This is a genomic window from Bacillus sp. FSL K6-1560, assembly GCF_038592935.1.
GTDB classification, from domain to species: Bacteria; Bacillota; Bacilli; order Bacillales; family Bacillaceae; genus Bacillus; species Bacillus subtilis.
In genome coordinates this window covers 3,350,605-3,376,991 of the sequence record NZ_CP151946.1, presented here as the reverse complement: position 1 = coordinate 3,376,991, position 26,387 = coordinate 3,350,605, and the positions used below count along the sequence as shown (strand labels likewise).

Here is a 26,387-nt window from a genome sequence, read left to right as displayed (position 1 = left end):
ATATTTAAGATTGTTTTTTCTTTGTTTCAAGCAGGTTGGCAAGAAAATAGGTTTTATAGCTTTGAAGCTTTCTTCCCTCATGGTGCGTGATCCCCTGCTTTTTTAGTTCTGCCACATACCAGCCTTTACTGCCGTAATGCATGTCAGAAAACTCCTTTCCCTATCTGATTTCGAAACGATTGGCATTGTAACATCTATAAAAAGATGCTGAAAAGAGATGCGGGGAAAACTGAGCCTTTCGCACTAGATGTACGAATGTTCTTCTGTATGTATATGCGGAGCAAAAGCCGAATATGATTTAATGGCCGGTTAGTTTGATCATGACAACGCCAAATGTCATAATGGCGAAAACAATGCCGATATATGTGAGCATCCCGTTTTTTTTCTTAACGCCGTAAACGGTCATAATGATGCCTTCAATGAAAAAAATGATGCCGAAAATAATAAACCACATGCAGATAAAGGCTCCTTTCACAGACATAATAGTAGTGTAGCATATCTGAAAGAGCCGGGCTGTGACAATATCAAGAAAGCCGGGCGCATATCGCCCGGCTCATGTTTTATTGTTTATCAACCAATTTGACCAGAAGCTGTGCCAAATGTTCTTTCTCATCTTCGTCTGCAACGCTCCAAAGCTCTTGCAGCAGCATTTCTTCACCGTTTTGCGGCTCTTCATGCTTTGCGAGGTAGTCTCCCAGGATCCAAGCGCTTTTCACAAGCTTGCCGTCATCCAATCCCAGCTTTTTGCCTCGGTTGACTTGTTTTTTCAGGTAGCCTTTAAATTCCTTAAAGTCTTTTAAAATGTCTTCTTTTATTGTGCCATGCATCGCGTTCATTTCGTTTTCAATTTGGATTTTTTCTTGATCTCTGTTCATTGCAAGACCTCCTCGTGCAGAATAATGATGTTTTACCTGCTATTGGAGGAGGTTAAACCTGCCGGAAGCCCGGAATGTGTTTTACAGTTTCGTCAGGATAATCGGTTCATCTTTTGTGATGACGATCGTGTGTTCAACTTGGGCAACCATGCTTTTATCCGGCGTCTTGAACGTCCAGCCGTCTCCAGCTTCAACAATCGTTTCTGCTTTCGTTGAAATAAACGGTTCAAGCGCGATGACTGTGCCATTTTTGAACAGTGCGTTATCAAACGGATCATAATAGTTCATGATGTGGTTCGGCGCTTCATGCAGGCTTCGGCCGATTCCGTGGCCGGTCAGGGTTTTGATGACGGTAAAGCCTTGAGAGCGTGCTTCATGATAAACGGCTCTTCCGATCTGGTTTTGGCGCTTGCCCGCTTTTGCCTGCTGAAGCCCCTTTTGAAATGCGTTTTCCGCGCATTGGCAAAGCTTATGAAGGCGTTCTTCTCCTTCACCGAGCACAAATGAGATGCCTGTGTCGGAATAGAAGCCGCCAAATTCAGCGGAGATGTCGATGTTGACAAGGTCCCCTGCTTTTAAAATTTTGGATGTGCTTGGTATGCCGTGAGCCACTTCATCATTTACGCTGATGCATGTCACGCCGGGAAAATCATATTCCTTCTCAGGAGCTGAAACGGCGCCGTGCTCATCAAGCACAGCTTTTCCGATAAGGTCAAGGTCTTTTGTGCTCATGCCGGGCTCTGCCTTCCGCTTCATTTCTTCACGCGCAAGCGCGACGATTCTTCCGATTTTTTTCAGGCCTTCTAATTCTTGATCGTTTGTTACAATCATCTGTCATTCCCGCTTTCTTTTTAAATAATCTAGATTAAGCTTACCACAACTGTCTTAAAAATAGGAAACACACGGGCCTGGGAAAAAAGAAATACCCCCGGGAAAATTGGTATAGATCACTAGATATCTTATATGGTATATTTGAAAAAAAAGGGTATGAGGGGGATGGGTATGCTTTCATTTTTACAAAAACTCGGGAAGTCATTTATGCTCCCGATTGCAGTTCTGCCTGCGGTTGGAATTATCCTTGCGCTTGGCAGAGAGGATGTTTTTAATATCCCGTTTGTCTATCAAGCGGGGACGGCGGTTTTTGATCATCTGCCGCTTATTTTCGCGATTGGAATTGCCATCGGCATTTCAAAGGACAGCAATGGGGCCGCGGGTTTATCAGGGGCGATATCGTATCTGATGCTTGACGCGGCAACAAAGACAATTGATAAAACAAATAACATGGCGGTGTTTGGAGGGATTATTGCCGGTTTAATTGCCGGTTACACCTATAACCGCTTCAAGGATACCAAGCTGCCTGAATATCTTGGATTCTTCAGCGGCAGACGGCTTGTGCCGATTATAACAGCCATTATTACGATCATTTTAGCGGGCATATTCGGAGTCGTCTGGCCGCCGATTCAATCGTGTATAAACTCATTTGGAGAGTGGATGCTGGGGCTCGGCGGCATCGGGGCAGGCATATTCGGCCTATTCAACAGGCTGTTAATTCCGCTTGGCCTTCACCATGTGCTGAACAATATTTTCTGGTTCCAATTCGGAGAATATAACGGAGTGACAGGGGATCTGGCGCGCTTTTTCGCGAAAGATCCGACAGCGGGCACATATATGACCGGATTCTTCCCAATCATGATGTTCGGTCTTCCGGCGGCGTGTCTGGCTATGGTTGTGACTGCGAAGCCGTCTAAACGGAAAGCGACGGCTGGAATGATGATTGGATTTGCTTTAACAGCGTTTATCACAGGGATTACGGAGCCGATTGAGTTTGCATTTATGTTTTTATCTCCGCTTTTATACGCTGTTCACGCGGTCTTAACCGGGTTATCTTTATTTATCGTCAACTGGCTCGGCATCCGCTCAGGTTTCTCTTTTTCAGCTGGAGCTATCGATTATGTGCTCAGCTATGGAATCGCAGAAAAACCGCTGCTTCTGCTTTTGGTAGGTATATGCTATGCGGCAGTATACTTTATCGTGTTTTATGTACTGATTAAGGCTTTGAATTTAAAAACGCCTGGACGGGAAGACGATGATGTAGATGAAGTGCTGGATGAAAATACTGTTCAGGATGTAAATGAAAACATCATGCTGAAAGGGCTCGGCGGAAAAGAAAACCTTCAAACCATTGATCATTGCGCCACAAGGCTGCGACTGACTGTGAAGGATACCGCTTTGGTGGATGAAGCGCTACTAAAGAAAGCAGGCGCAAAAGGGGTTGTCAAATCAGGCGGGCAATCGGTTCAAGTCATTATTGGCCCGAATGTGGAATTTGCGGCGGAAGAATTGAGGGCTGCTGTCAAATAAAAAAGCGGAGAGGGCAACCTCTCCGCTTTTTCTTATTTATCTTCGTTATCCTTTGACGTTTCGGAAGAATCTTCGTCATGTTTTGTGTAATCATAATCAGAAGGATTCACCTTCTTAAAACCTTTCGGCTCGTAGAACCGCAGCAGGTCTCCGTTTATGATTTTATCGGACATTTCAAGTTCCTTCTTGACGAGCGAGTCTTCTGACTTGTCGACTTCGGATTCATCGAGTTCTTTTCCGGTTTTCGTGTCGTAATACTTACCGGATATTTTCGTGTACTTCGGTGAAATAAAGTCTCCGTTTCGGAACGGAATCACTTCACGGTGTTCTTTCGATAAAATATCAGAACCGGACATCAGATAGTCCTTCGTATCCACTCCGAGCAGATGCAGAATAGTAGGAGCCACGTCAACGTCTCCGGCATATTTATGAACTTTCTCGCCCTTCACGCCGGCAGCGTGGATAAAGAGCGGCACCCGTTGAAGCTGGGCGTTGTCGTAATCAGTGATTTCATCCTTGCCAAGCACTTTCGCCATCGCTTTATTGTGGTTTTCAGAGATGCCGTAGTGGTCTCCGTACATCACAATAATCGATTTATCATATAACCCGTCTTTTTTCAGATCATTGAAGAATTGTTCAATGGACTGATCAAGGTAATGGGCTGACTGGAAGTAGTTATCGACGACAGAGTCACCAAAGTCTCCAGCCGGGAAGTCTGTATCCCCCTCATCCATTCCGAATGGGAAGTGGTTAGACAGGGTAATGAACTTCGTATAGAACGGCTGCGGCAGGCTTTCGAGCAGCGGCATTGATTCTTTGAAGAACGGTTTGTCTTTCATGCCGTAGTTTTTCGTGTTTTCTTCGTTCATGTCATAGTAAGCAGAATCAAAGAATTTATCAATGCCTTCCGCTTTGTACATTTCGTTACGGTTCCAGAACGTCTGCGTGTTCCCGTGGAAAGTAGCAGATGTGTAATTCTTAGACTTCAGAATCGCCGGAACGGATTGCAGCGTGTTTTGTGCTTTGTTTACGAAAACTGAACCTTGAGCCAGCGGGTACAGAGAGTTTTCCATCATAAATTCAGCATCAGATGTTTTACCTTGTCCCGTTTGGTGGAAAAAGTTATCAAAGTAGAACGTTTCGTTATCATGTGCCAGTTTATTTAAGAACGGTGTCACTTCTTTGCCGTCAATTTTATAGTCGATAATAAATGACTGCAAAGATTCAAGTGAAACGTAAATGACGTTTTTTCCTTCCGCTTTGCCGAAATACACGTTATTCGGCACATCGTAATTGGCTTTCATGTAGTTTTCCACTTCCGTCACGTCGCTGGAATCGGCAAGCGCGCGCTGGCTGTTGGACTTGATATTCTGTACAGCGTCATAAATCGTGAAATTGTATGTTCCCAAGTATTTCACAAGATAGTTCCGGTCGAATGATCTTGTCAGCAATTCAGGACGGTCTGATTCCGCAACTGCCAGGTTGATCAAGAACACAAGAATTGAAGACGCAAAAATAATCCGGAACGATTTTTTGCTAGACGTTTCGGCAGGCTTGTTTACTTTGATCGCCAAGATGATCAGGATGATCGTATCGATAAAGTAAAAGGCGTCAGTCGGTCTCATCAGCGAAAATGCGCTGTCACCGAGTTGGCCGCCGTTTGTTTTAGCCTGCATAATGACCGGAATTGTAATAAAATCATTGAAAAATCTGTAGTACACAATGTTTGCGTACAGTAAAAAAGACATTAAAAAATGAATCACTATAATGGCTGTCTGCTGTAATTTTTTCTTGAACAAGAGTCCAAAGCCAAGAAAGAACAAGCTTGAGCTAAGAGGATTCACAAAAAGCAATATTTTTTGTATCGTGTTGTCTATTCCCAAGTTGAAGTTCAGGACATAACCGACATACGTTTTGATCCATAACAGGACGACCGCGATTAAGAAGAAGGCCAGTCCTCTTTCTTTTATAAATGTTTTCATTGTTACACTCCTTTTTTCCGATCCAGTTCGAGCGAAACGATAGAAAAAACGAACGTATCCAATATAACACGAATCAGCAGATTAGAAAAGTGAAAATCGTATGATGGAGAAAGTGGCGAAAAACGCCGTCGAATCAACGTTTCGCTTTGATATTACCAAATGTAAAACAAGGTATCTTTCTAGAAATAAAGGAATAAAATGGTGCTTTGAGAATTGTATGATAAAATATAAGGTATAGATAAAAAGAGGTGAAATGATGGATTTTTCCCATATTGTGTCTGAAGATAAAATTAAGCGCGCCATCAAAGACGGGGATTTTCAAAACCTCCCGGGAATGGGAAAGCCGCTGCCGAAGGATGACGCGGCACACTTGCCGGAATCGCTGCGCATGGGCTATCGTATTTTGAAAAACGCGGGAATGGCAGAGGACGAGGGCGCGCTCAAAAAAGAGCTTATGACCATCGACCATTTAATCGAAAAGTGCTATGACGAAAAAGAACGCGAGCAATTAATCAGAAAAAAATCTGAAAAACAATTGCTGCTTGATAAGCTTGTCGACAAAAAAGGCATGTTTTCAAAGCCAGCATCCGCTTTTTATAAGAATAAAGTATATGACCGGCTTGGACGAAACAGACCTTCTTCCAGCTGATTTGTCTTGTCTGCAGGATGGCGTTTGTTAAAAGCCATCCTTTTTATGGTCCAAGTTCTATGTTAAAAGGTTTATGTTTTTCCATCTATGGGAAATGACCCATAAACGAAAAAAGGGTGATGGGATGGAACGACTATTAGTATGGATAGAGCATATATCTGATTGGCTGTGGGGTCCGCCGCTAATCATCCTGCTGACGGGGACGGGGTTGTATTTCACTATTTTGCTGAAAGGTTTTCAATTTCGCTATCCTTTATACATTTTCAAACAGACAATCGGCAGCGTAGGAAAAAAACCGAAGGGAGAGGGCACAGTCACACCGCTTCAGGCATTGACCTCAGCCCTCAGTTCAACGATCGGTGCAGCGAACATTGTCGGTGTGCCCGCCGCTATTATGTTTGGAGGACCAGGAGCGGTTTTTTGGATGTGGCTTATTGCCTTATTTGCCATGGCGATTAAGTTTTCTGAAAGTGTTCTTGCTGTTCATTACAGAGAAAAAAATGAGCAGGGTGAATACGTCGGGGGACCGATGTATTACATAACAAAAGGGCTCCGCATGAAATGGCTCGGCGTATTCTTCTCTGTTGCGCTGATTGTGGAGCTGATCCCGAGCATTATGGTTCAGGGAAATTCGGTTTCAGTCTCGCTTGCCGAGACGTTTTCTTTCAATAAAATATACGCAGGAATCGGAATTGCGTTTTTGATCGGCTTAGTGGTGATAGGAGGGGTAAAGCGGATCGGAAAAGTAACAGAGTTTGTCGTACCTCTTATGGCAGGGGCATACGCGGGAGCCGGTCTCCTGATTGTTCTCATGAATCTATCATCAGTGCCGGCGTTTTTCTCTCTCGTTTTTTCAAATGCGTTTACCTCTTCTTCAGCAGTTGGAGGGTTCGCAGGTGCTGCGTTGGCGGAAACCGTTCGCTGGGGATTTGCCCGCGGGCTTTATTCTAATGAAGCCGGAATGGGAACAGCCCCGATTGCACATGCGGCAGCAATGACTGATCATCCTGTGCGGCAAGGGTTTTGGTCTGTGATCGGCATTGTCATTGACACCTTGATCATCTGCACGACCACCGCTTTTGTCGTTCTTGCATCTGGTGTCTGGACAGGGAAGAACGCCTCAATTGATCCGGCAGCACTGACGACGGCTGCATTTCAGCATTATTTCGGTTCTGGCGGAGGGTACTTCGTTTCGGTTTCCCTAGTCTTCTTTGTCGTATCAACCATTATGGTTGTCATTTTTTACGGCGTAAAGCAAGCTGAATTTCTGTTCGGGCGGCTGGCAGGACACGTGATCAAATTCGTTTATTTAGCGGCTATTATCATAGGTGCCGCAGGCGGAGCAAAAGCCATTTGGGGCTTTTTGGACTTAGCATTGGCTTTTATTCTCGTTCCAAATGTGATTGCGCTGTTGTTATTGAGCAGAAAGGTAAAAGCGCTGTACACCGAATTCTTTACATCTGAACAGTACTACCTGAAAGATATAAGAAAAACAAAACAGAATCCTGTTTATCAAACAAAAGAAGCTAAAAATTCCTAGTGCTTTGCTTTGGCGCTGAACAACGCTTTGCTTTTTATGATCAAATAAATGAGTAAAGGCAGCAAAAGAGAAATCACTACATTAATGATTGGTTTGATTCTGTTAAAGTCGATTAGCTGATTTGTATTTAAAAAGAACCAAAAGCCGCATACGACTGAGAACATGCCGGTTGGTGTATACATGGCTTTCGGGTCGATTTTTGAGTGTAAAAACGAAAGGCCGTATACCACGATATATAGGGAACCTGCTATCTTCACCATAATGACTGGAATCCAAAAAGCCGCGATGATCAGGTCTGAGCGATCCAGAAAATCCGTAATGCGGATCTGCCTGATGACCATATAAGCAGGATCAAAGAAAGTAGATGTCAGGTTGGGACCAAAGACAGAAATTGAAGAAAATAACATCACGGCCAGCAATAAAGCGCCCAGCAGTATCGCGAAAATGGTGTATTTTAGCGGGACGCTCCGGTTTGAGAAGAGAAGCGGAAGGATAATCAATTCCCCCATTGTCCCAAACGCGTAATAGCCTGATTGAAGGTATGGGATTAGACCTTCAAAAACAGGTGTCAAGTTTTGAAGCTCAATTTGTGTGGCCAGCGTAAATGGAAGGAACAAGACCAGGATGCCGAATGGAAATAGGAATATCTGCGCCATTCTGGTCAATGTTTCTTTTCCCTCTCTGGCAATACAGATCGCCACAAAGATAATAACACCGCCAAGAACAGCCATTGGTGTTCTCGGGAGAAATAAAATGTTAATCAAATTGATGAAAAAACGGATGTCATGAGCATTGATTAACAGGAAATACAAAGAAAACAGTAAAATGATAATCCGGCCTGCGATTGGTGAGGAATCGCTCAGCAGCTCATAGATATTTTTATCCTGATGCTTTTTCATCAGCCTATGCATGAGCCAGAGTGCCGGAATCACGATGACAACGCCGAGGATGTAGCTGTGCCAGGCATTTTGTTTTGCTGATTCGATCATGAGAATCGGAGCATGCTTTAATCCGACCGCTAACGTATACAGAGCTCCGAAAAATAATCCTTGGTATGCAGAGGTCTTGTCCATAAAGCACATCCTTTCTGTCATGTTCAAAACGGAATATATTTAAACAGGTGCCCCAGCCGCGGAAGCAGGGGATTCACTCTCATATAAATCCATAGAAAAGCACTTCCTGCAATCAGCAGGCTGAAGGCCCATTTTGTTAGATTGTTAGCGGAACGAAAATTCTTCCATTCATATGCGTATATGGCAATGCACACAATCAATGTCTGTACGATATAGCTGATCATGCTGACGCACCTCCATTAATGGCTGATCGTTTTGTATAGGACACCGCCCTGCTCAATCGTCACAATTGGGACGACGTGAACCTCCATATCCTTATATACCTCTTCCCATTCCTTTTTCAGCAGATTCTTCGTGGTTGCCGTGCTTCTGATGGTCCTGTCTTGAAAGCCGGCCGGGTCCGCCTTTAGCTTTTGCAAACGATGAACGGTGCTGATCACGTCCTTCTTTATGGTTCTGTTTAATGCTTTTTGAATGATGTAATACTGGTCAGTTTCTCTCGTCTCATAGGTTGATTGGTTTTCCATAATAATTCCTTTGGCTCTGATCTCAATTGTCATTGACAGCTTTCCGTTTTTTTCAGCGGCATGAAAGTATGCATTAGACTTTTGAAGCTGAATGGATGCTTGTCCCATTTGATTCGGCAGGTCTACTATGAATTCTGGCTGGCGGGCTTGATTCAGCAACATTAGGGCTGCTGTCATGTGTTCATCTTTGAAAATATCCATCAATCTGTCCTTTTTAAAGATCGCAAGCCCGTCAATTTTCAAATTAGATTTGCCTTTCCCTCCAGGTTTTGTTTTAGATGCAGAGATGACCGGTGCATACGGATCACTGCCTATTTCTACTAGATCAGACATGAATCTGCTTAAGAAAACGGGGCGGCTCGTTGCGATAATGGCCAGCTCCCGAATCATTTCCGCCGGAAACTGTTCAAGCTGAACATCGGTGTTTAAAATGTCCCGCGCTTCTCCCCGGCTGACTAAAATGAGCGCCGTTAATCTGTTCTGCGGATTTCGCGTTAAAATATCAAAGACTGGGGCAACGCCGTCTCTCGCCATATCCTCTCCAATAATGACTGTACGTCTGTGGGACGTATTGATTGTCCGTGACAAGGAGGTTTGCAGCTTGTTGTTCGCTTCTCTGATCGTAGTGCCGGAAGCTGAATCAACATACCATGTTTTTGAACCGGCAGTTCCGCCGCCGCCCCCTGTTTGTCCGCCTAATTGACCGACCAAGGGAATCTGCATGGCCACTCGATACTGATCTTTTTTCTTATCAATGGCTGAGCTGACAACAAATGCAATGTCATTGATTTCTGTCCGGTCCCAGCACCCCGTTAGAAGGATACAAATGAGAAGCGGCAAAACACACTTATATATTGTTTTCTTCATCTTTTGGGTCCTCTCTTTTCGCTCCCTTCTGTCCGTTGCCGCGCGAATACGTGCCCGGCCTTCTGGTCATCGTCCACCAAGGCGCCCTGACAAAAATATCTTTTACTTCATCTCGTTTAAACGGAGAAATCCCGGATAAATAAGGAATGCCGAAAGATTGCAGCTTGCATAAATGAAGCACTAAGATAATCGTGCCGAGCATAATGCCGAATATCCCAAAAATACTTGCCAAAAACATAAGCGGGAAACGAAGCATCCTGATGGAGATAGCTAAGTTAAACCGCGGAATTGTAAATGACGCGATCCCTGTTAACGATACGATGATCACCATGGGGGCAGACACAATTCCCGCTTCAACAGCGGCTGTCCCAATGACTAGGGCCCCGAGAATACTGACGGTCTGGCCGATGGTTTTCGGCAGGCGCACTCCCGCCTCACGGAGAGCCTCAAAAGAAATTTCCATAATCAATGCTTCTATGATGGCGGGGAAAGGAATCGGTTCACGCGCGGAGGCCACACTGAACATTAAGTTTGTCGGCATTAAGTCCTGATGGTATGTAATAACGGCAACATAAATAGCCGGCAAATATAAAGCAACGAATAAAAACATATAGCGAAGCCAGCGGATTAAGTTAGACATCAAATAACGCTCATAGTAATCTTCACTGGCCTGCATAAGCTGCCAAAACGTAATCGGGCCTGTTAAGACAAAGGGCGTATTATCTGTGAAAATGGCAAATCGGCCTTCGAGAAGCTGGGCGGCGACGGTGTCCGGCCTTTCTGTGTATTGCAGCTGGGGGAATGGCGAGTACGTGTCGTCTTCGATAAATTCTTCAATATATCCGCTTTCTAAGACAGCATCAATCTTTATCTTTTTGATTCTTTTTTTTGCTTTGTCAATGACCTTTGGATCGGCAAGCCCGTCAATATAGGCCAAGACAACATCGGTTTTGGTTTTCGTGCCGATTTTAAATGAGATCATTTTAAGCTGAAACGTTTTGACGCGAAACCGCACAAGAGCGGTATTGACCCTGAGGCTTTCAGTGAAGCCCTCTCTTGACCCTCTGATGGTCGATTCTGTTATCGGCTCTTCAATGCTTCTTCTTTGTCCGCCTTTTATATTTAAGATCAGGCCTTTTGAGTGCCCGTCGGCAAATAAAACCGCGTTCCCCTCAATGATGGATGCAGCCACTTTGCTCATACTCGTTTCTATTGCAACACTTGAAATTGATAGAGTATTTTGCAGCGCCTCTTCATGTTCATTTATTTGTTCCGTCAAATGCATTAAGAAAGGGCGGAGTGCGTGATCCTGAATATGTTCAGATTTTACAATTCCTTCGATATAAACAATAAATCCGCACAGCCCGTTTCCAAAGTCAAATTGTCTAAATACGATGTCTGAGCAGTCTTCTGTTAATAAGGTCAGATTATCGAGGTTTTCCTTCAAATTGGGAGAGATCGGCCTGTCCTGATTGTCTTCAAGCTCTTTGATGAGCTGAAGCGCTTTGTCGCGTTTATTCATAGAGACTCACCCTGCTTTTTAATGTCACAATAAGTGCTTGTGACTTTTAGGGTAACCTTGTCTGTTTCATATATTCCAGACTAGGATGAAAGCGCTATAAAAAAGTGTTGACTACCTGTATATACAGGAATACAATATGATTATAAGTTGTATATACAAGTTATAAAAACGGATACGGAGGGGTTGGCATGGGGGAACTGAACAAATCGGCACGTCAGATTGTCGAAGCAGTCGGCGGTGCTGAAAATATTGCAGCGGCAACTCATTGTGTTACACGTTTGCGTTTTGCTTTAATAGATGAAAGCAAGGTTGACCAAGAGATGCTTGATCAAATTGATGTGGTAAAGGGATCATTCTCGACAAACGGACAGTTTCAGGTCGTAATCGGCCAGGGAACTGTCAACAAAGTATATGCTGAACTGGTCAAGGAAACGGGGATTGGCGAGTCAACAAAGGATGAAGTGAAGAAGGCCTCAGAAAAAAATATGAATCCTTTGCAGCGTACTGTGAAAACGCTTGCAGATATTTTTATTCCAATATTGCCTGCGATTGTCACGGCGGGTCTTTTAATGGGGATCAATAACATTTTAACGGCGGAAGGCATTTTCTTCAGCACAAAATCGATTGTGCAGGTTTATCCGCAGTGGGCGGATCTTGCTAATATGATTAACCTGATTGCAGGCACGGCCTTTACGTTTTTGCCTGCGTTAATCGGATGGTCTGCCGTCAAGCGGTTCGGCGGCAATCCGCTTCTCGGCATTGTGCTCGGAGTTATGCTCGTGCATCCTGATTTGCTGAATGCGTGGGGATATGGCGCGGCAGAACAAAGCGGAGAGATCCCGGTATGGAATCTATTCGGCCTAGAGGTGCAGAAAGTCGGCTATCAGGGCCAGGTGCTCCCAATTTTGCTTGCTTCTTATATGCTGGCGAAGATTGAGGTATTTTTAACAAAACGCACACCTGAGAGCATACAGCTGCTCGTTGTCGCACCAATTACGCTTCTCTTAACAGGATTTGCCTCTTTTATCATTATCGGCCCGATTACATTTGCGATCGGTAATGTACTGACTTCAGGGCTTATCTCGGTGTTTGGTTCTTTTGCCGCACTGGGCGGTCTGTTATATGGCGGTTTCTACTCAGCGCTCGTGATTACCGGTATGCATCACACGTTTCTTGCAGTCGACCTGCAGCTCATCGGTTCAAAGCTCGGCGGCACCTTTTTATGGCCGATGCTGGCGCTTTCTAATATCGCACAAGGTTCGGCCGCTCTAGCCATGATGTTTATCGTGAAGGATGAGAAACAAAAAGGCCTCTCCCTCACATCAGGGATTTCTGCTTATCTTGGCATTACAGAGCCTGCCATCTTTGGGGTGAATCTGCGATACAGATTCCCGTTTATCATTGCAATGGTCAGCTCTGGCCTGGCCGGAATGTATATTTCTTCTCAAGGTGTGCTGGCAAGCTCCGTCGGTGTCGGCGGCGTGCCGGGGATTTTCTCAATCATGAGCCAGTACTGGGGCGCGTTTGCAATCGGGATGGCTATTGTATTGATCGTGCCGTTTGCCGGAACATACGCGTATGCGAGATTCAAACATAAATAACAAATGGGGAGCGGGACGTGTTGAACGTTCCCTTTTCCCGTTTTCAATTTAAATATGGTGGTGGAAACAGATGAAAACAGAACAAACGCCATGGTGGAAAAAAGCTGTGGTTTATCAAATTTATCCGAAAAGCTTTAACGATACGACAGGAAATGGTGTCGGCGATCTGAACGGCATTATTGAAAAGCTTGATTACTTAAAAACACTTCAGGTGGATGTGCTTTGGCTGACGCCGATTTATGATTCTCCGCAGCATGATAATGGGTACGATATTCGTGATTATTACTCGATTTATCCTGAATACGGAACGATGGAGGATTTTGAGCGGCTAGTGTCCGAAGCACATAAAAGAGACCTGAAAGTCGTCATGGATCTTGTTGTCAATCATACGTCAACAGAGCACAAATGGTTTCGCGAGGCGATCTCTTCAATAGACAGCCCGTACCGTGATTTTTATATATGGAAAGACCCGCAGGAAAACGGTTCTCTTCCGACAAACTGGGAATCGAAATTCGGCGGCTCGGCATGGGAGCTTGACGAAGCATCGGGCCAATACTATTTGCATCTGTTTGATGTGACGCAGGCTGATTTGAATTGGGAAAATGAAGAGGTCAGAAAGCATGTCTATGACATGATGCATTTTTGGTTTGAAAAGGGAATAGACGGCTTTAGGCTTGATGTCATCAACCTGATTTCTAAAGATCAGCGCTTTCCGAATGCGGAGGAAGGCGACGGCCGCTCTTTTTACACTGACGGGCCGCGGGTGCACGAATTTCTGCATGAAATGAACGAAAAGGTGTTTTCACATTACGACAGCATGACGGTCGGTGAGATGTCTTCAACAACCGTAGACCACTGTATCCGGTATACGAATCCTGACAATAAAGAACTTGATATGACATTCAGCTTCCATCATCTCAAGGTTGACTATCCTAACGGCGAAAAATGGGCCTTGGCGCCGTTTGACTTTTTGAAGCTGAAGGAGATCCTATCCGACTGGCAAATGGAGATGCACGCAGGAGGGGGATGGAACGCTTTGTTCTGGTGCAATCATGATCAGCCGCGCGTTGTATCAAGATATGGAGATGATGGCGCATATAGGGTGAAATCGGCGAAAATGCTTGCTACGGCCATTCATATGATGCAGGGCACGCCTTATATTTATCAGGGCGAGGAGCTGGGGATGACGAATCCGAAGTTTACTGACATAAGCTCCTATCGGGATGTCGAATCGCTGAACATGTATCACGCCTTTAAGGAAAAAGGAATGGCTGATCAAGAGATTACAGCCATTTTACAGGCGAAATCCCGTGACAATTCCAGAACCCCCGTTCAGTGGGATGCTACGGAAAATGGCGGTTTTACAACGGGCACACCATGGATACCGGTTGCAGGAAATTACCGGGAAATCAATGCTGAAGCGGCGCTGAGGGATCAGAATTCGGTGTTTTACCATTATCAAAAATTGATTCAGATTCGCAAAATGTATGACATTGTGACAGAGGGTACGTATGAGATAATTGCAAAGGATGACCCGAACATTTTTGCGTATCTCAGACACGGCAGCAATGAAAAGCTGCTCGTGATCAATAATTTTTACGGGACAGAGGCGGCCTTTACACTGCCGGACTCTTTAGCGCCTGACGAATGGAAGGCAGAGGTGCTGTTGACGAACGATGAAGCAAGGGAAGGGCTTCAGAACATGACGCTTCGCCCGTATGAGTCCATTGTTTATCGTTTAACGAAACCGTGTTAAACTAAGCTGGGTGGTCCATAATGAAGGTGAATAAATTCATCACAATTTATAAAGACATCGCACAGCAAATTGAAGGCGGCCGATGGAAAGCGGAGGAGATTCTTCCGTCTGAACATGAGTTGACCGCACAGTACGGTACATCAAGAGAAACGGTCCGAAAGGCGCTTCATATGCTCGCGCAAAACGGTTATATCCAGAAAATCAGGGGAAAAGGCTCCGTCGTGCTCAATCGTGAAAAAATGCAGTTTCCCGTTTCGGGCCTTGTCAGCTTCAAGGAGCTCGCGCAAACGCTTGGCAAAGAAACGAAAACAACTGTACACAAATTCGGGCTGGAGCCTCCGTCAGAGCTGATCCAAAAACAGCTCCGGGCCAATCTGGATGACGACATCTGGGAAGTCATCAGGTCTAGAAAGATTGACGGGGAACATGTGATTTTGGACAAGGATTACTTTTTCAGAAAGCATGTCCCTCACTTGACGAAAGAAATTTGTGAAAACTCCATATATGAATATATAGAAGGAGAGTTCGGTCTTTCGATCAGTTACGCCCAAAAAGAAATTGTCGCCGAGCCGTGTACGGACGAGGACAGAGAGCTGCTCGATTTACGCGGCTATGACCATATGGTCGTGGTGAGAAACTACGTCTTTTTGGAGGATACCAGTTTGTTTCAATATACGGAAAGCAGACACCGTCTCGACAAATTCCGATTTGTTGATTTTGCGCGGCGGGGGAAATGAGAGAGGCGCCTGCCTGCGGCAGTGCGCTTTTTTTGTTTGGTATCAAAATTGATACTATCCAACAAAAATGTGCGTACTTTTACTTTTTATCATAATGGCTACAATAGAGATGAGAGTAACCTAAAGGAGAGGTGTTTTACATGGCAGATCTAAAGAAACAAATTCTGGATGCATACAATTTCAGGCATGCGACTAAGGAATTTGACCCGAATAAAAAAGTGTCAGACAGCGATTTTGAATTTATTTTAGAAACAGGAAGACTGTCTCCGAGCTCACTCGGCCTTGAGCCTTGGAAATTTGTCGTCGTCCAAAATCCGGAATTCCGCGAGAAGCTTCGTGAATACACATGGGGCGCGCAAAAGCAGCTGCCGACCGCAAGCCATTTCGTCCTGATTCTTGCGCGTACAGCGAAGGATATCAAATATAATGCGGACTACATCAAACGTCATTTAAAAGAAGTAAAACAAATGCCGCAAGACGTGTACGAAGGCTATTTAAGCAAAACAGAAGAATTCCAGAAAAACGATTTGCATTTGCTTGAAAGTGACAGAACATTGTTTGACTGGGCATCAAAACAAACCTATATCGCGCTTGGCAACATGATGACTGCCGCTGCGCAAATCGGTGTTGATTCCTGCCCGATAGAAGGCTTCCAGTACGATCACATTCACCGTATTCTTGAAGAAGAAGGCCTTCTGGAAAACGGAAGCTTCGATATTTCTGTGATGGTGGCATTTGGCTACCGAGTGAGAGACCCTCGTCCGAAAACAAGATCTGCTGTTGAAGATGTTGTGAAGTGGGTTTAAATAAAGAAAGCTGCTCGCTTAGCGAGCAGCTCTTTTTTATGCCTGATTCGCTCTATCCTGTTTTCTCCTCTGATGTAAGTACAATGCCGTTCCGAGTGCGCTGATCAGAAATCCGGCCAACAGGATCGAGTACATGGATGTGGCTGTGTCCGGAAGCAGGCCGCCAGCCGGACCGTCTGTTCCTGATCCGCCCGAACCGTTTCCTCCAGAGCCGTTAGTCGGTTGAGTGCCGGGAGGCGTATCATTTCCTCCGTTTCCGTCAGTTGGCTGTTTTCCGCCTGGTTTGTCGGAGCCGCCGCCATGATTGCCGTCATCACCGCCTGTCGGTTGATCTGACGGGAATGCAGGCGGTTTGTTGTTCTCTCCGGAATTTAAGATCGTGTATTCACTGAAGTGGTTTGTATATCCTGTTACCATATCATCATCAACTGATCCGTTATCTGTCTTTATGAAAGCTTTCTTTTTCCTGTCGACATGATAAATGGCAGGGTTATGGGCTTCTTCAATATCAAACATGCGAAGCGAAAGCTGAACGGGCTCCTTGAATGATTTTATTTCTTTTCCTTTTTGCTTCAATGTAAAGTCATATACATCTGCCAGTGACACATCCAATTCTCCCGTCGACTTGATTCCGATTGCAGTGTCTGCTGATTTAAGGTTCGCCATTGGCATCTTCATGCTGTACCAGTAGTTGAACACCGTCAATGAAGGATCTGATTCTCTTTCTTTCAAAAGTTTGACCTGATCTTTTTTCATTTTAAGATTGATAGGCTTCTCTTGAGATCCTTCATGTGTTCCATAATAGACAAACGGCGTGTTGGCATTTTTAGCGTAAATCGCAAATTTGTCTTCATCAAGTGTCCAGCTGCCGTCCTCCTGCTTTGTCGGCAGGAATACTTCTTTGATCCGTCCTTCAAGCTTAGGAGAGACCTTGTTTCCTAGTTTTTTCAGCTGTTCGGTGAAAATCTCATAATCAACGTAGCCAAGGTCTTCACCATGGGAGGCTTCTGTAAAGACAGAATATCCGTCTCCTCCGGCACCGACAAAATTATTTGTTGCCACGCGGTAGGTATCATCCGTATTTATAGCAACTTTGTCTCCGTTAGGCGATTCAATTTTCACTTCTAACACACGGTGTCCAGGTTCGTTGTTTAATGTAAAGGTATATTCGATTCCGGCCACCTGAGGGAAAGCGCCGCCGCCATTTTCCACATTGCTTAAGCCTTGTTCAAGGGCTTCTTTAATTTGTTTTCCGGTTAAATCGGCCACGTAAAGCGTATTGCCGAACGGCATCACGTTGAGCACATCGCCGAGTGTAATATCCCCTTTGTCAATGCCGGCTCTGATGCCGCCGCCATTTGTTATCGCTATTCTGGCGCCGGCTGCTTCTTTCGCTTTTGCCAGCATACCGTCCGCAATGAAGTTTCCGAGATTTGTTTCCTTCGTGCGCACATGCTCACGCTGGCCGTCAAGCGCCACATCCGTATAGCCGACTTTTTCATTTTTCACGTCTTCTAATTCACTTTTGAACTGATCAAGCTCTTGTTTTGCTTCTGCGTTTTCTTCTGTATGCTCATCAATTGGCAGCACGCTCAGATTTGATTTGTCTGTTTGCACAACGCCATTTTCATCAAACGCGACATCAACGCGCCCCAAGAATTGGCCGTATTCTTTTGCCTGCGCCACGATCGTCGGTTCTTCGCTGTTCACGACCTCCATTTTGTCAACGAGGGTGTGAGTGTGTCCGCCGATGATCAAGTCAATGCCTTTTACTTTTTTGGCTAGCTCAAGATCACGGTTATGACCGATATGGGTTAAAGCAATAATTTTATTTACCTTTTCTTCTTCCTGAATCGCTTTGACGGTGTTTTGTGCTGTTTCAAAGGCATCATTGAATACGATGCTTTTGCCCGGGCTTGATGTGGTGGCTGTATCTTCTGTTGTCAGGCCGAATACGGCGACTTTCTCCCCGTCAACGTCTAACAGAATGTAAGGATGGATGCCGGCCTCTTTCTTTTCACCTGCGGTAAAGGTTTGCGGCTTTTTGACAAATGATTTCAGCTTGGGCTCATTTGACATATCTACGTTTGCGCTGACAATCGGAAATTCCGGCGCTTCAAAGTGATAGCGGTTCGCTGGATCAACGGTTGCGCTGTTTCCGCTTAGAAAATCAGAAAGCACTGTCGGGCCTTTATCAAATTCATGGTTCCCGAAGGTCATGGCGTCATAGCCCATCATGTTCATCATTTTCAGATCGGCCAAACCGTTCCATTTTGTAAAATACAGATCGCCGGAAAACACATCTCCCGCATCAAGGAGAATGTTGTGATTTGTTTCGCTGCGTACTTCGTTGATTTTCGTCATTCGTCTCGCTGCATCATCGAGATGGGCGTGCGTATCATTGGTGTGCATGACGGTCAGATCCCACAGTCCGTCTTTAGGAGGATCTGGATTTGAATCATCATCGAATTGCAGCTTATACACACCATAGCCTTCATTCGCAGACTTGCCTACATAAGCGACATCGTCTGCTTTATCGGCAAATGGCTTCGCCAAAAGCGAGGATTCAAACGTCAGATTCGTGCCGGAAACAGGCGCGATTGACCAGTTGTTGTCTGCCTTTGGATTGACTGTTTTATGTTCAATAATGTAATCCATCAGCACCTGCCTATTTTCAACTGCAGAGCCGTGGACAATTTTATCGCTCGTCAGATGAGGGAACCCGCCGCCTCCGGACGCCCGATAGTTATTGGTGACCACGAGAAATTCCTGGCTTGGGCTGATCGGCTTGCCTTCATAGGAAAGATTGATGATACGGGATGAATCCGCATTGATCACTTTTCCGTTCTCATTGTATTTAGCCGGTTTTGTCACATCGACCTGATATGTGACACCGTCAATCACGTCAAAATTATAGGAGCGGAAATTCTCGTTCAGCAAGGCCTGGTCGCCGCCTTTAGCTGGATCAATTTGATTGAATTGGCCTGCTGACATCTCCAGCCAGTCCTTGACCTCGCTGCCTGTCAGCTTGACGATTTGAACAGTATTATCGTAAAGATACAAGTCACCGACATTTTTAATCGCAAGATCTCCGGCTGGAATGTTTGTATAGTAATTGGCTCCGTTTCTGCCGCCTGCTTTAAACGGCGCTCCAGCGGATAAAATCGGCAGGTTCTTGTACTCGGTATCCTTCATTTCTTTTTCGGCATACCATTTTTGCGCGTCAGTCACGATCTGAATGGAAGGATCATCTTTGACCTGTGCAAAGAAGCTGTTAATATCTGCTTCGGTTTTGCCGACTGGCTTTCGGACATACTCCAGTGTGTTTTGGTGTGTTTGCTGAATGGTGTTTGTAACGGTTTCGTTTCTTGATGTGACGTTGCCAGCAATAGATTCAATACTTCCTTTGGAATCTGCTACCTTCCATGAGCCGTCCGCCTTTTCAAGCTTGAGGTCAATCACGCCTAAATATTTGCCCCAGCTGCTTGGCATGACGACAGGAATGCCGTTAATTGTTCCTTTTTCCACATCGAATTGAGCAACACTCGCATACTCGGCGGAAGGAAAGAGTCCGTGCTGATGGCCCGAGATAATCGCGTCAATGCCTTTCGTTTTGGTGGCAAGGTCAAACACGGCGTTTTCTGCGCCTGATGATTGCACCTGCTTTTCAATGCCGGTGTGGGCGAGGGCAATAATGACATCTGCGCCTTCCGCCTTCATTTTCGGGATCGTTTCATTGGCGGATTCTACGATATCCTGCACCTGAACTTGCCCCTCGAGATTCTTTTTGTCCCATGTCATGATTTGCGGCGGGACAAAGCCTATGTAGCCGACTTTTACTTTCTGCTCATTACCGTTTTCATCAATGAGGGTTTTTTCATTAATCACATACGGCGTATAACGGTTTTCGCCGCTAGTTGTTTTGACGTTGGCATTTACAATCGGGAAATCGGCTCCTTTGATTGTGCCGTCGAGAAAGTCGAGCCCGTAGTTGAATTCATGATTGCCAAGCGTTCCGGCGTCGTATTTCAGCGCATTCATGACGCTGATAATCGGATGGGTTTTCGTGCCGGAGATAATGTCGTCTTTTTGATATTTCACCGCGTATTCACCCAGCGGATTCCCTTGAATCAAGTCGCCGTTATCCACAAGCAGGGTGTTAGGGTTTTGCTCGCGGTGCTTTTGGATCAATTGCGCTGTTCTCGCCAGACCGAAATCCGCCGTTTCTTTGTCGCTGTAGTAATCGTAATCCATCATGTTGGCATGAATATCAGTCGTAGCCAAAATACTCAGATGCACCTGAGGAGCCGCGCTTTCTTCTGCATGAATGGGTGGTGTTGGGAGGATTAGGCTAAGTATCATAATTGGGGGCAAAAGAATACGGAGAATGTTTTCGACGTGTGTTCGTCTTTTCTGTATTCTCACCAGTTCTCCACCTTTCAACGAAATTTGTGTTACAGCTCCTATTGTAAGAATATTTTGTAACTATTTGTAGGTGTTTCTTTATGATTATTGTAAAAGGGAGAAAAATGAGTATTATGTAGCAGTATCAAACGACAAATACTGGGCATTTATGCTTATCGTTTGTCACAATCGCGGAATGTTTATTTTAGTGTGGCTGGGGTAGAGTGTTTTATGTAGACATCTAAAGCGGGAGGTTATGAATCATGGGGAAAAAAATTGCAGTTGTTTTAACAGATTATTTTGAGGACAGCGAGTACACTGAGCCTGCGAAAGCCTTTAAAGAAGCGGGACATGAACTGACTGTCATCGAAAATGAAAAAGGAAAAACAGTAAAAGGCAAGCAGGGAAAAGCGGAAGTGACGGTTGACGCGTCCATTGACGACGTAAATCCTTCAGACTTTGATGCGCTTTTGATTCCTGGAGGATTTTCGCCAGACCAGCTTCGCGCTGACGATCGTTTCGTCCAATTTACAAAAGCGTTTATGACTGACAAAAAACCGGTATTCGCCATTTGCCACGGCCCGCAGCTTTTAATCAATGCGAAAGCGCTCGACGGCCGAAAAGCGACGGGCTATACGTCCATTCGTGTTGACATGGAGAACGCCGGTGCCGACGTTGTGGACAAGGAAGTGGTTGTTTGCCAGGATCAATTGGTCACTAGCCGCACACCGGACGATATACCGGCATTTAACCGCGAGTCATTGGCATTGCTTGAGAAATAAGAAAAAACGGACGCTCTTGGGCGTCCGTTTTTTTGTTGCTTAGGCTTGAGCACCTGTCAGTTTCTTGTACCTGTAATACAAGAAAGCAGCTGCAGCCGTTCCGATGACCGCAATGCCGAAGTCGAATATGAAAATATGGGCGATGCCCCCCGCTTTTGCGATAAGCCCTGTTGCAATCGGCAGCAGAATGGATGCAAGACTTGAAGCGGTCGCTACAATTCCGGTAACGGTTCCTTTTCGCTTCCAGAAAAGCTCTGTCATTAACGTAATGGTAATTTGAAACACACCCGCAGTTGAAAAGCCTAAGAAAAAGGCAGTGATGTCCAGCACAACTGGGATATGAACGGTCAGCATGACTGCGAGGGTACATAAAGTAATAATAGGATATAAGAGCGTTATGAAGACAGGTTTGACCCATCTGTTCAGCAAAACGGCTAATAATAAAACAGATGCCAGAGATCCTATACTATAATAGCTCAGCAATTGAACGGATGCTGATTCAGCTAAACCGGCTGCCTTTTGCGCGTAGCTCGGGAGCCAGATTTGAGAAACCGTAAATAAAGCCGTGGATGTAAAACCGATGATAATCAGTGCAGTGCCTTCTTTCTGAAAAACGGGTTCAGACAAGAAAACGGGAGATTCCTGTTGGCCGCTATTAGTTGGTTTCTTATGTTTTTTAGGAAACGAAAGCGTTGATAAATAAATAATATTCAGGAGATAGACCGCTGCCGGCAGATAAAAAGCAAATCCGTAAAACATGCTGTGGTCTGCTAAAAATGTGATCAAAAGCGGCAAAAGTGCGGCCCCGACAGACATAAAGGCTTTGACCAAGACATTTGCCGAACCGGAAGCAGACGGAAAGAGCTCGGTTAGGGCCGGATATGTTCCGGCATCCATCGCTGAATTTGCGACTCCGGCTAATAAGGCGAACACAAACGCCAGCTCATAGCTCGGTGATAAAGGAATACCGACTAAAAAGACGGCCATAATTCCTGCAGAAGCGACAACAAGCGGCTTTCTGCCGATTTTATCTGATAGAACGCCGGAAATGCCGTATGTCAGCAGTTTGCCAAACCCGATAGCGGCAATGACATAACTGATGCCAGTCGGATCGGTATTCCACTGTTTTGTTAATGAAGACATATTGGATGCGAGAATGATGTTGACCATCCCCAGAAAGAAGTAGTTGATATACATTCCGGATGCTGTTTTGATAGATGTCGTTTGCATGCTTGTACTCCTTCAAATCTTATTCGAACACTTTGCTGTTTACTGTTCTAAGGAAAATTGGTTTGGGGAAATGATAAAAAAGACTCGCCGAGTTTCCGGCCAGTCTCCATTATTTACGAAGCGAGGCTAATTCTTGAGCAATCGCCTGCATTTCACTTGGGCTGAATGATTCTTTTTTCATCACCATGCTGTGAAGGTACGTGAGGTCTTCAATCTTCTCATCACTGAAATCCTCCGCTTTGATTACGCCGACGTTCAGCATGTTCAGCTTTTGGGAAATCTCTTCAATCATTTGAGTTAATGTTTCTGTATTTGGGCTGGACAAATGGTTCCATCCTTTCTATGCGCAATATAGGTATGTTTTATTCTAACAGAATTCCATCAGAAAAAAACCCTATTCTAAAAGCAGGCTGTTCATTCCAAAAAAGTGAAGACATCAGTTGAAAAGAAAATGAACATCCTACTAAGATATTCATGAAGGTTTCTTTTTAGAGAAATAGGGGCAAAGAATAGGGAGGTTGGACAACATGATAAGCGTGTTATTTGTTTGTTTAGGAAACATTTGCCGGTCTCCGATGGCGGAAGCGATTTTTCGGGACCTGGCAGCCAAAAAAGGATTAGAGGGGAAAATCAAGGCGGACTCAGCGGGAATCGGCGGCTGGCACATCGGCAACCCCCCGCATGAGGGAACGCAGGAGATATTGCGCAGAGAAGGAATCAGCTTTGATGGCATGCTGGCGCGTCAAGTCAGCGAACAGGATCTGGACGATTTTGATTACATCATTGCGATGGACGCAGAAAATATCGGGAGCCTCAGAAGCATGGCGGGTTTTAAAAACACCTCGCATATCAAAAGGCTCTTGGACTATGTTGAAGATTCAGATCTGGCTGACGTACCCGATCCTTACTACACAGGGAACTTTGAAGAGGTCTGCCAATTAATCAAAACGGGCTGTGAGCAGTTGCTTGCATCCATTCAAAAAGAAAAACAATTGTGAGTGAAAGGAGAATTTGCATGAACAACGAACGTTTAATGCTGAAAGGGATATTTCTCGGAGCTGCGGCAGGCGCGGCGTTATCACTGCTCCATAAGCCGACAAGACAGGCGTGCGGCATGAGATGGCTGACATGCAAGCATAAACTTTCACTGTACAAAAGCAACCCAGAGCTGTTAAAAAACACTGTCATCACAAAAGTGGATGAGGCCAAAAAGCTCGCCCAAACGCTTTCAAAGGAAGTCGACTTTGTGAACCAGCAGGTGAAAGAGCTGAAGAAAACAACGCCGCAAGTGATGGAACTCGTGCAAGAAACGAAAGAGCATTTCTCAAAAAAATGATCAAACATGCGAGGTGAGGCGACATGAGTTTTTTGAAAGAGCTTTTCAGCAGATACACCCTTCATGAAGGACAAAGTAAATCAGCGGAGCTGGCGTATTTTTTTCTATTGTCACTGTTTCCGTTTTTGATTTTTATGCTGACGCTCACCGCGTATCTTCCGCTTTCTACCGATGATGTTTTAGGAGTCATAGAACAATATGCTCCCGCCAGTGCGATGTCTCTCGTTGAATCCATTACCCATCAAACCTTAAATAATCGAAATGGCGGTTTGCTGTCATTCGGGATTATCGCCGCATTATGGTCTGCGTCTAATGGAATGAACGCGATCGTCCGGTCGCTAAACCACGCGTATGATGTGGAAGAAAACCGCTCTTTTATCATTGTTCGTCTAACCTCGATTTTTTTGACGATTGCGATGGTATTTACGATTTTAGTGGCTTTGCTTCTGCCGGTATTTGGCAGGGAGATTGGAAGGCTCGCTTCTGACTTTGTCGGTGCGTCGGATCTGTTTTTATCCGTCTGGGCCGCCATTCGCTGGGGTGTCAGCCCGCTTGTGCTTTTGATTGTTTTTTCCGCGCTGTATGTGATTGCGCCGAACAAAAAGCTGTCTCTCCGGTTTGTCATGCCGGGTGCGGTCTTTGCAACTATCGGCTGGATCGTTGTCAGCACATTGTTTTCATTTTACGTCAGCACGTTTGCGAACTATAGCGCCACTTACGGGAGCATCGGGGGAATCATCGTTCTGATGATTTGGTTTTACTTGAGCGGCATTTTAATTATCCTAGGCGGAGAAATCAACGCTCTTTTACATAAACGTAAAAAGCTTCCTGATGAAAATCCCTACCATTAGCGCACCCTATAAACGAACTTCGGTTCAAAAAGAAGTCGGGGGGATATCGTGATGACCAAGCATACGAAAAAAGGCGGAAGCCATAACAAACAAAATTCGAAAAGCAAATCGAGCCATAAAACAAGCGGAAGCGCCAACGGACAAAACGGCTACCATTAGCATAAAAGCCTCCTGACATGATGTCAGGAGGCTTTTTGATTAAGAAGATGAAGAATAGGTTTCAGCCGGTGACCAGCTTTTCGGTTTGCCCAGCACAAGGGCCAGCCACACAGCGCTAAGCGTGAGAGTAATGAAGTAGAACAAGTTTGCGCTTTCAAATGTCTGCATATACCAGCCGCCGGCAACCGGGCCGAGGATGCTGCCGAGACTGAATGTAATGCCGCAAAGCAGGTTTCCCGCCGGCAGGAGATGAGGCGGAAGAAGATCTGTCATATAGCTGATGCCAAGTGTAAAGGTTGATCCGACTGCCATTCCCGCAATAAAAAAGCAGCCGCCGATCACGTAAGGCGAAGGAAATACACCGGCGATGAAAAAGCAAAGAGCCCCAGTCAGTAAAATCACCAGCAGCACATTCCGCCTGCCGTATTTATCGCTGAGGATGCCGAGCGGAAACTGAAAAATAATGCTTCCAATCGCAAATGCGGGAAGGATGATCGCTACTGCGTCTACTGATATCCCCAAACGGAGCGCGTACACCGGAAAGCTTCCGTTCAGCGCCGTTTCCAAAAAGCCATAGCCAAATGTAGGCATAAAGGCAACCCACCCAAACAGCATGGCCTGATAAAATCGCCTGAAACTATTGTCTGATTTGGTTTCATGAGGACTGGTTTCCGGGTATGCATTTTGTAGAAAGAAAACAAAAAGCCACGCAAACAGACTGATGCAGCCGGACACGATAAAAGGAAGCGACGGACTCAGCTTGACAAGCGGCACCATGAACGGGCCTGCGGCAAAGCCAAGGCCAAAGGAAAGCCCGTAAATAGACAGGTTTCTTCCGCGATTTTGTTTTGATGACATGGAGGTCACCCACGTTTGCGTAGAAAAGTGAAGCATGTGGTCGCCGATTCCAATGAACAGGCGAAGCAGGAACCAGACCCAAACTGACTGAAGCCAAATAAATCCGAATAAGCTTAAAATGACAATGCTTCCGCCCATGACGATCAGCGGCTTGAACCCGAGCTTTCTGAGCGGCGCTTCCATAAACGGCGAAGCCAAAAGCACACCGATATACAGCCCGGTCGCGTGCAGGCCGTTGATAGCAGCGGATTCTCCATTTGTTTCAAAAATGATTGAAATGACAGGCAGCAGCATGCCTTGTGAAAACCCGGAAATGGATACGAGCAAGACAAGGATAAAGAAATGAAATCGTGACATCGTGTCAGTTCTCCTTATGTGGAATCTATGTTGATCGTACAATGTTTTCCAAAAGCAGGCAACCTGAAAAAAGCCTATATCAAGCTAAACATTTGCCCTCGTGTAATCATGAAG

General features: G+C 45.3%; 25 protein-coding genes. 12 read left to right on the top strand and 13 right to left on the bottom strand.

Features of this window, described 5'->3' with window-relative positions; genetic code table 11:
- Positions 1-4: 4 nt before the first annotated feature.
- The 4 genes from NYE22_RS18080 to map form a co-directional block, all read right to left on the bottom strand.
- On the bottom strand, positions 5-142 hold the full coding sequence (locus tag NYE22_RS18080; RefSeq protein WP_003239885.1) for a YflJ family protein: 138 nt from the start codon (positions 140-142) through the stop codon (positions 5-7).
- A gap of 156 nt (positions 143-298) precedes the next feature.
- Positions 299-454: a hypothetical protein gene (locus NYE22_RS18075; RefSeq protein WP_003244572.1), complete on the bottom strand. Its 156-nt coding sequence runs from the start codon at positions 452-454 to the stop codon at positions 299-301.
- 106 nt (positions 455-560) lie between these two features.
- On the bottom strand, positions 561-875 hold the full coding sequence (locus NYE22_RS18070) for a DUF3243 domain-containing protein (protein WP_163135802.1): 315 nt from the start codon (positions 873-875) through the stop codon (positions 561-563).
- 81 nt (positions 876-956) lie between these two features.
- On the bottom strand, positions 957-1,706 hold the full coding sequence (map, locus tag NYE22_RS18065; RefSeq protein ID WP_003233698.1) for a type I methionyl aminopeptidase: 750 nt from the start codon (positions 1,704-1,706) through the stop codon (positions 957-959).
- Positions 1,707-1,877: 171 nt separating this feature from the next.
- Between map and nagE the strand changes: the two genes are divergently transcribed.
- A complete protein-coding gene (gene nagE / locus NYE22_RS18060; protein WP_014479158.1) occupies positions 1,878-3,236 on the top strand; it encodes an N-acetylglucosamine-specific PTS transporter subunit IIBC in 1,359 nt (452 codons plus the stop codon).
- A 32-nt stretch (positions 3,237-3,268) separates the two neighbouring features.
- On the opposite strand, the gene ltaS is transcribed toward nagE, so the two are convergent.
- Positions 3,269-5,218, bottom strand: coding sequence for a lipoteichoic acid synthase (gene ltaS / locus NYE22_RS18055; protein WP_003233694.1), 1,950 nt, complete (start codon positions 5,216-5,218; stop codon positions 3,269-3,271).
- Between the two features lie 100 nt (positions 5,219-5,318).
- On the opposite strand from ltaS, the gene NYE22_RS18050 reads away from it, so the two are divergent.
- The 3 genes from NYE22_RS18050 (at position 5,319) to NYE22_RS18040 (ending at position 7,407) form a co-directional block, all read left to right on the top strand.
- Complete coding sequence (locus NYE22_RS18050) at positions 5,319-5,456, top strand: hypothetical protein (protein ID WP_342412028.1); 138 nt, start codon at positions 5,319-5,321, stop codon at positions 5,454-5,456.
- A gap of 18 nt (positions 5,457-5,474) precedes the next feature.
- The gene (locus NYE22_RS18045; RefSeq protein WP_003233692.1) at positions 5,475-5,867 is read left to right on the top strand and encodes a DUF1992 domain-containing protein; all 393 of its coding nucleotides are present in this window, start codon (positions 5,475-5,477) and stop codon (positions 5,865-5,867) included.
- Between the two features lie 124 nt (positions 5,868-5,991).
- Complete coding sequence (locus tag NYE22_RS18040; RefSeq protein ID WP_015252561.1) at positions 5,992-7,407, top strand: sodium:alanine symporter family protein; 1,416 nt, start codon at positions 5,992-5,994, stop codon at positions 7,405-7,407.
- On the opposite strand, the gene NYE22_RS18035 is transcribed toward NYE22_RS18040, so the two are convergent.
- From NYE22_RS18035 to NYE22_RS18020, 4 genes are read right to left on the bottom strand one after another with little or no spacing between them, the layout of a single operon-like run.
- Positions 7,404-8,480, bottom strand: coding sequence for an endospore germination permease (locus tag NYE22_RS18035; protein ID WP_029726872.1), 1,077 nt, complete (start codon positions 8,478-8,480; stop codon positions 7,404-7,406). The genes NYE22_RS18040 and NYE22_RS18035 overlap by 4 nt on opposite strands.
- A 23-nt stretch (positions 8,481-8,503) precedes the next feature.
- The gene (locus tag NYE22_RS18030; RefSeq protein WP_003233686.1) at positions 8,504-8,704 is read right to left on the bottom strand and encodes a hypothetical protein; all 201 of its coding nucleotides are present in this window, start codon (positions 8,702-8,704) and stop codon (positions 8,504-8,506) included.
- Positions 8,705-8,719: 15 nt separating this feature from the next.
- A complete protein-coding gene (locus tag NYE22_RS18025; protein ID WP_032726657.1) occupies positions 8,720-9,874 on the bottom strand; it encodes a Ger(x)C family spore germination protein in 1,155 nt (384 codons plus the stop codon).
- A complete protein-coding gene (locus NYE22_RS18020) occupies positions 9,855-11,396 on the bottom strand; it encodes a spore germination protein (protein ID WP_153257327.1) in 1,542 nt (513 codons plus the stop codon). Before NYE22_RS18020 ends, NYE22_RS18025 begins: the two co-directional genes overlap by 20 nt.
- A gap of 188 nt (positions 11,397-11,584) precedes the next feature.
- Between NYE22_RS18020 and treP the strand changes: the two genes are divergently transcribed.
- The 4 genes from treP (at position 11,585) to NYE22_RS18000 (ending at position 16,296) form a co-directional block, all read left to right on the top strand.
- Entirely contained in the window at positions 11,585-12,997 is a 1,413-nt protein-coding gene (treP, locus tag NYE22_RS18015) for a PTS system trehalose-specific EIIBC component (protein ID WP_161621424.1), read from the top strand.
- A gap of 70 nt (positions 12,998-13,067) precedes the next feature.
- The gene (gene treC, locus NYE22_RS18010) at positions 13,068-14,753 is read left to right on the top strand and encodes an alpha,alpha-phosphotrehalase (RefSeq protein ID WP_342412027.1); all 1,686 of its coding nucleotides are present in this window, start codon (positions 13,068-13,070) and stop codon (positions 14,751-14,753) included.
- Between the two features lie 20 nt (positions 14,754-14,773).
- Positions 14,774-15,490: a trehalose operon repressor gene (gene treR / locus NYE22_RS18005; RefSeq protein ID WP_342412026.1), complete on the top strand. Its 717-nt coding sequence runs from the start codon at positions 14,774-14,776 to the stop codon at positions 15,488-15,490.
- A gap of 140 nt (positions 15,491-15,630) precedes the next feature.
- Entirely contained in the window at positions 15,631-16,296 is a 666-nt protein-coding gene (locus tag NYE22_RS18000) for an NAD(P)H-dependent oxidoreductase (RefSeq protein WP_014476144.1), read from the top strand.
- 36 nt (positions 16,297-16,332) lie between these two features.
- Here the strand turns inward: NYE22_RS18000 and NYE22_RS17995 are convergent, their stop codons facing one another.
- Complete coding sequence (locus tag NYE22_RS17995) at positions 16,333-20,721, bottom strand: multifunctional 2',3'-cyclic-nucleotide 2'-phosphodiesterase/3'-nucleotidase/5'-nucleotidase (RefSeq protein ID WP_342412025.1); 4,389 nt, start codon at positions 20,719-20,721, stop codon at positions 16,333-16,335.
- A 242-nt stretch (positions 20,722-20,963) separates the two neighbouring features.
- Here NYE22_RS17995 and yfkM point away from each other — a divergent pair, with 242 nt between their 5' ends.
- A complete protein-coding gene (gene yfkM, locus NYE22_RS17990; protein ID WP_003233673.1) occupies positions 20,964-21,482 on the top strand; it encodes a general stress protein 18 in 519 nt (172 codons plus the stop codon).
- Between the two features lie 39 nt (positions 21,483-21,521).
- Here the strand turns inward: yfkM and NYE22_RS17985 are convergent, their stop codons facing one another.
- Entirely contained in the window at positions 21,522-22,712 is a 1,191-nt protein-coding gene (locus NYE22_RS17985) for an MFS transporter (protein ID WP_003243812.1), read from the bottom strand.
- Positions 22,713-22,821: 109 nt separating this feature from the next.
- The gene (locus NYE22_RS17980) at positions 22,822-23,037 is read right to left on the bottom strand and encodes a DUF1128 domain-containing protein (protein ID WP_010330293.1); all 216 of its coding nucleotides are present in this window, start codon (positions 23,035-23,037) and stop codon (positions 22,822-22,824) included.
- 202 nt (positions 23,038-23,239) lie between these two features.
- Between NYE22_RS17980 and yfkJ the strand changes: the two genes are divergently transcribed.
- The 3 genes from yfkJ to NYE22_RS17965 are packed head-to-tail and all read left to right on the top strand — an operon-like array spanning position 23,240 to position 24,899.
- The gene (yfkJ, locus tag NYE22_RS17975; protein ID WP_003243480.1) at positions 23,240-23,710 is read left to right on the top strand and encodes a protein-tyrosine-phosphatase; all 471 of its coding nucleotides are present in this window, start codon (positions 23,240-23,242) and stop codon (positions 23,708-23,710) included.
- A 17-nt stretch (positions 23,711-23,727) separates the two neighbouring features.
- Positions 23,728-24,048, top strand: a complete 321-nt coding sequence (locus NYE22_RS17970) for a hypothetical protein (protein ID WP_003233665.1) — start codon at positions 23,728-23,730, stop codon at positions 24,046-24,048.
- Positions 24,049-24,071: 23 nt separating this feature from the next.
- Entirely contained in the window at positions 24,072-24,899 is an 828-nt protein-coding gene (locus NYE22_RS17965) for a YihY family inner membrane protein (protein WP_014479170.1), read from the top strand.
- Positions 24,900-25,097: 198 nt separating this feature from the next.
- Here the strand turns inward: NYE22_RS17965 and NYE22_RS17960 are convergent, their stop codons facing one another.
- Positions 25,098-26,273 (bottom strand): MFS transporter, encoded by a 1,176-nt coding sequence (locus NYE22_RS17960; protein WP_003243008.1) that lies wholly within the window; start codon positions 26,271-26,273, stop codon positions 25,098-25,100.
- Positions 26,274-26,387 lie beyond the last annotated feature (114 nt).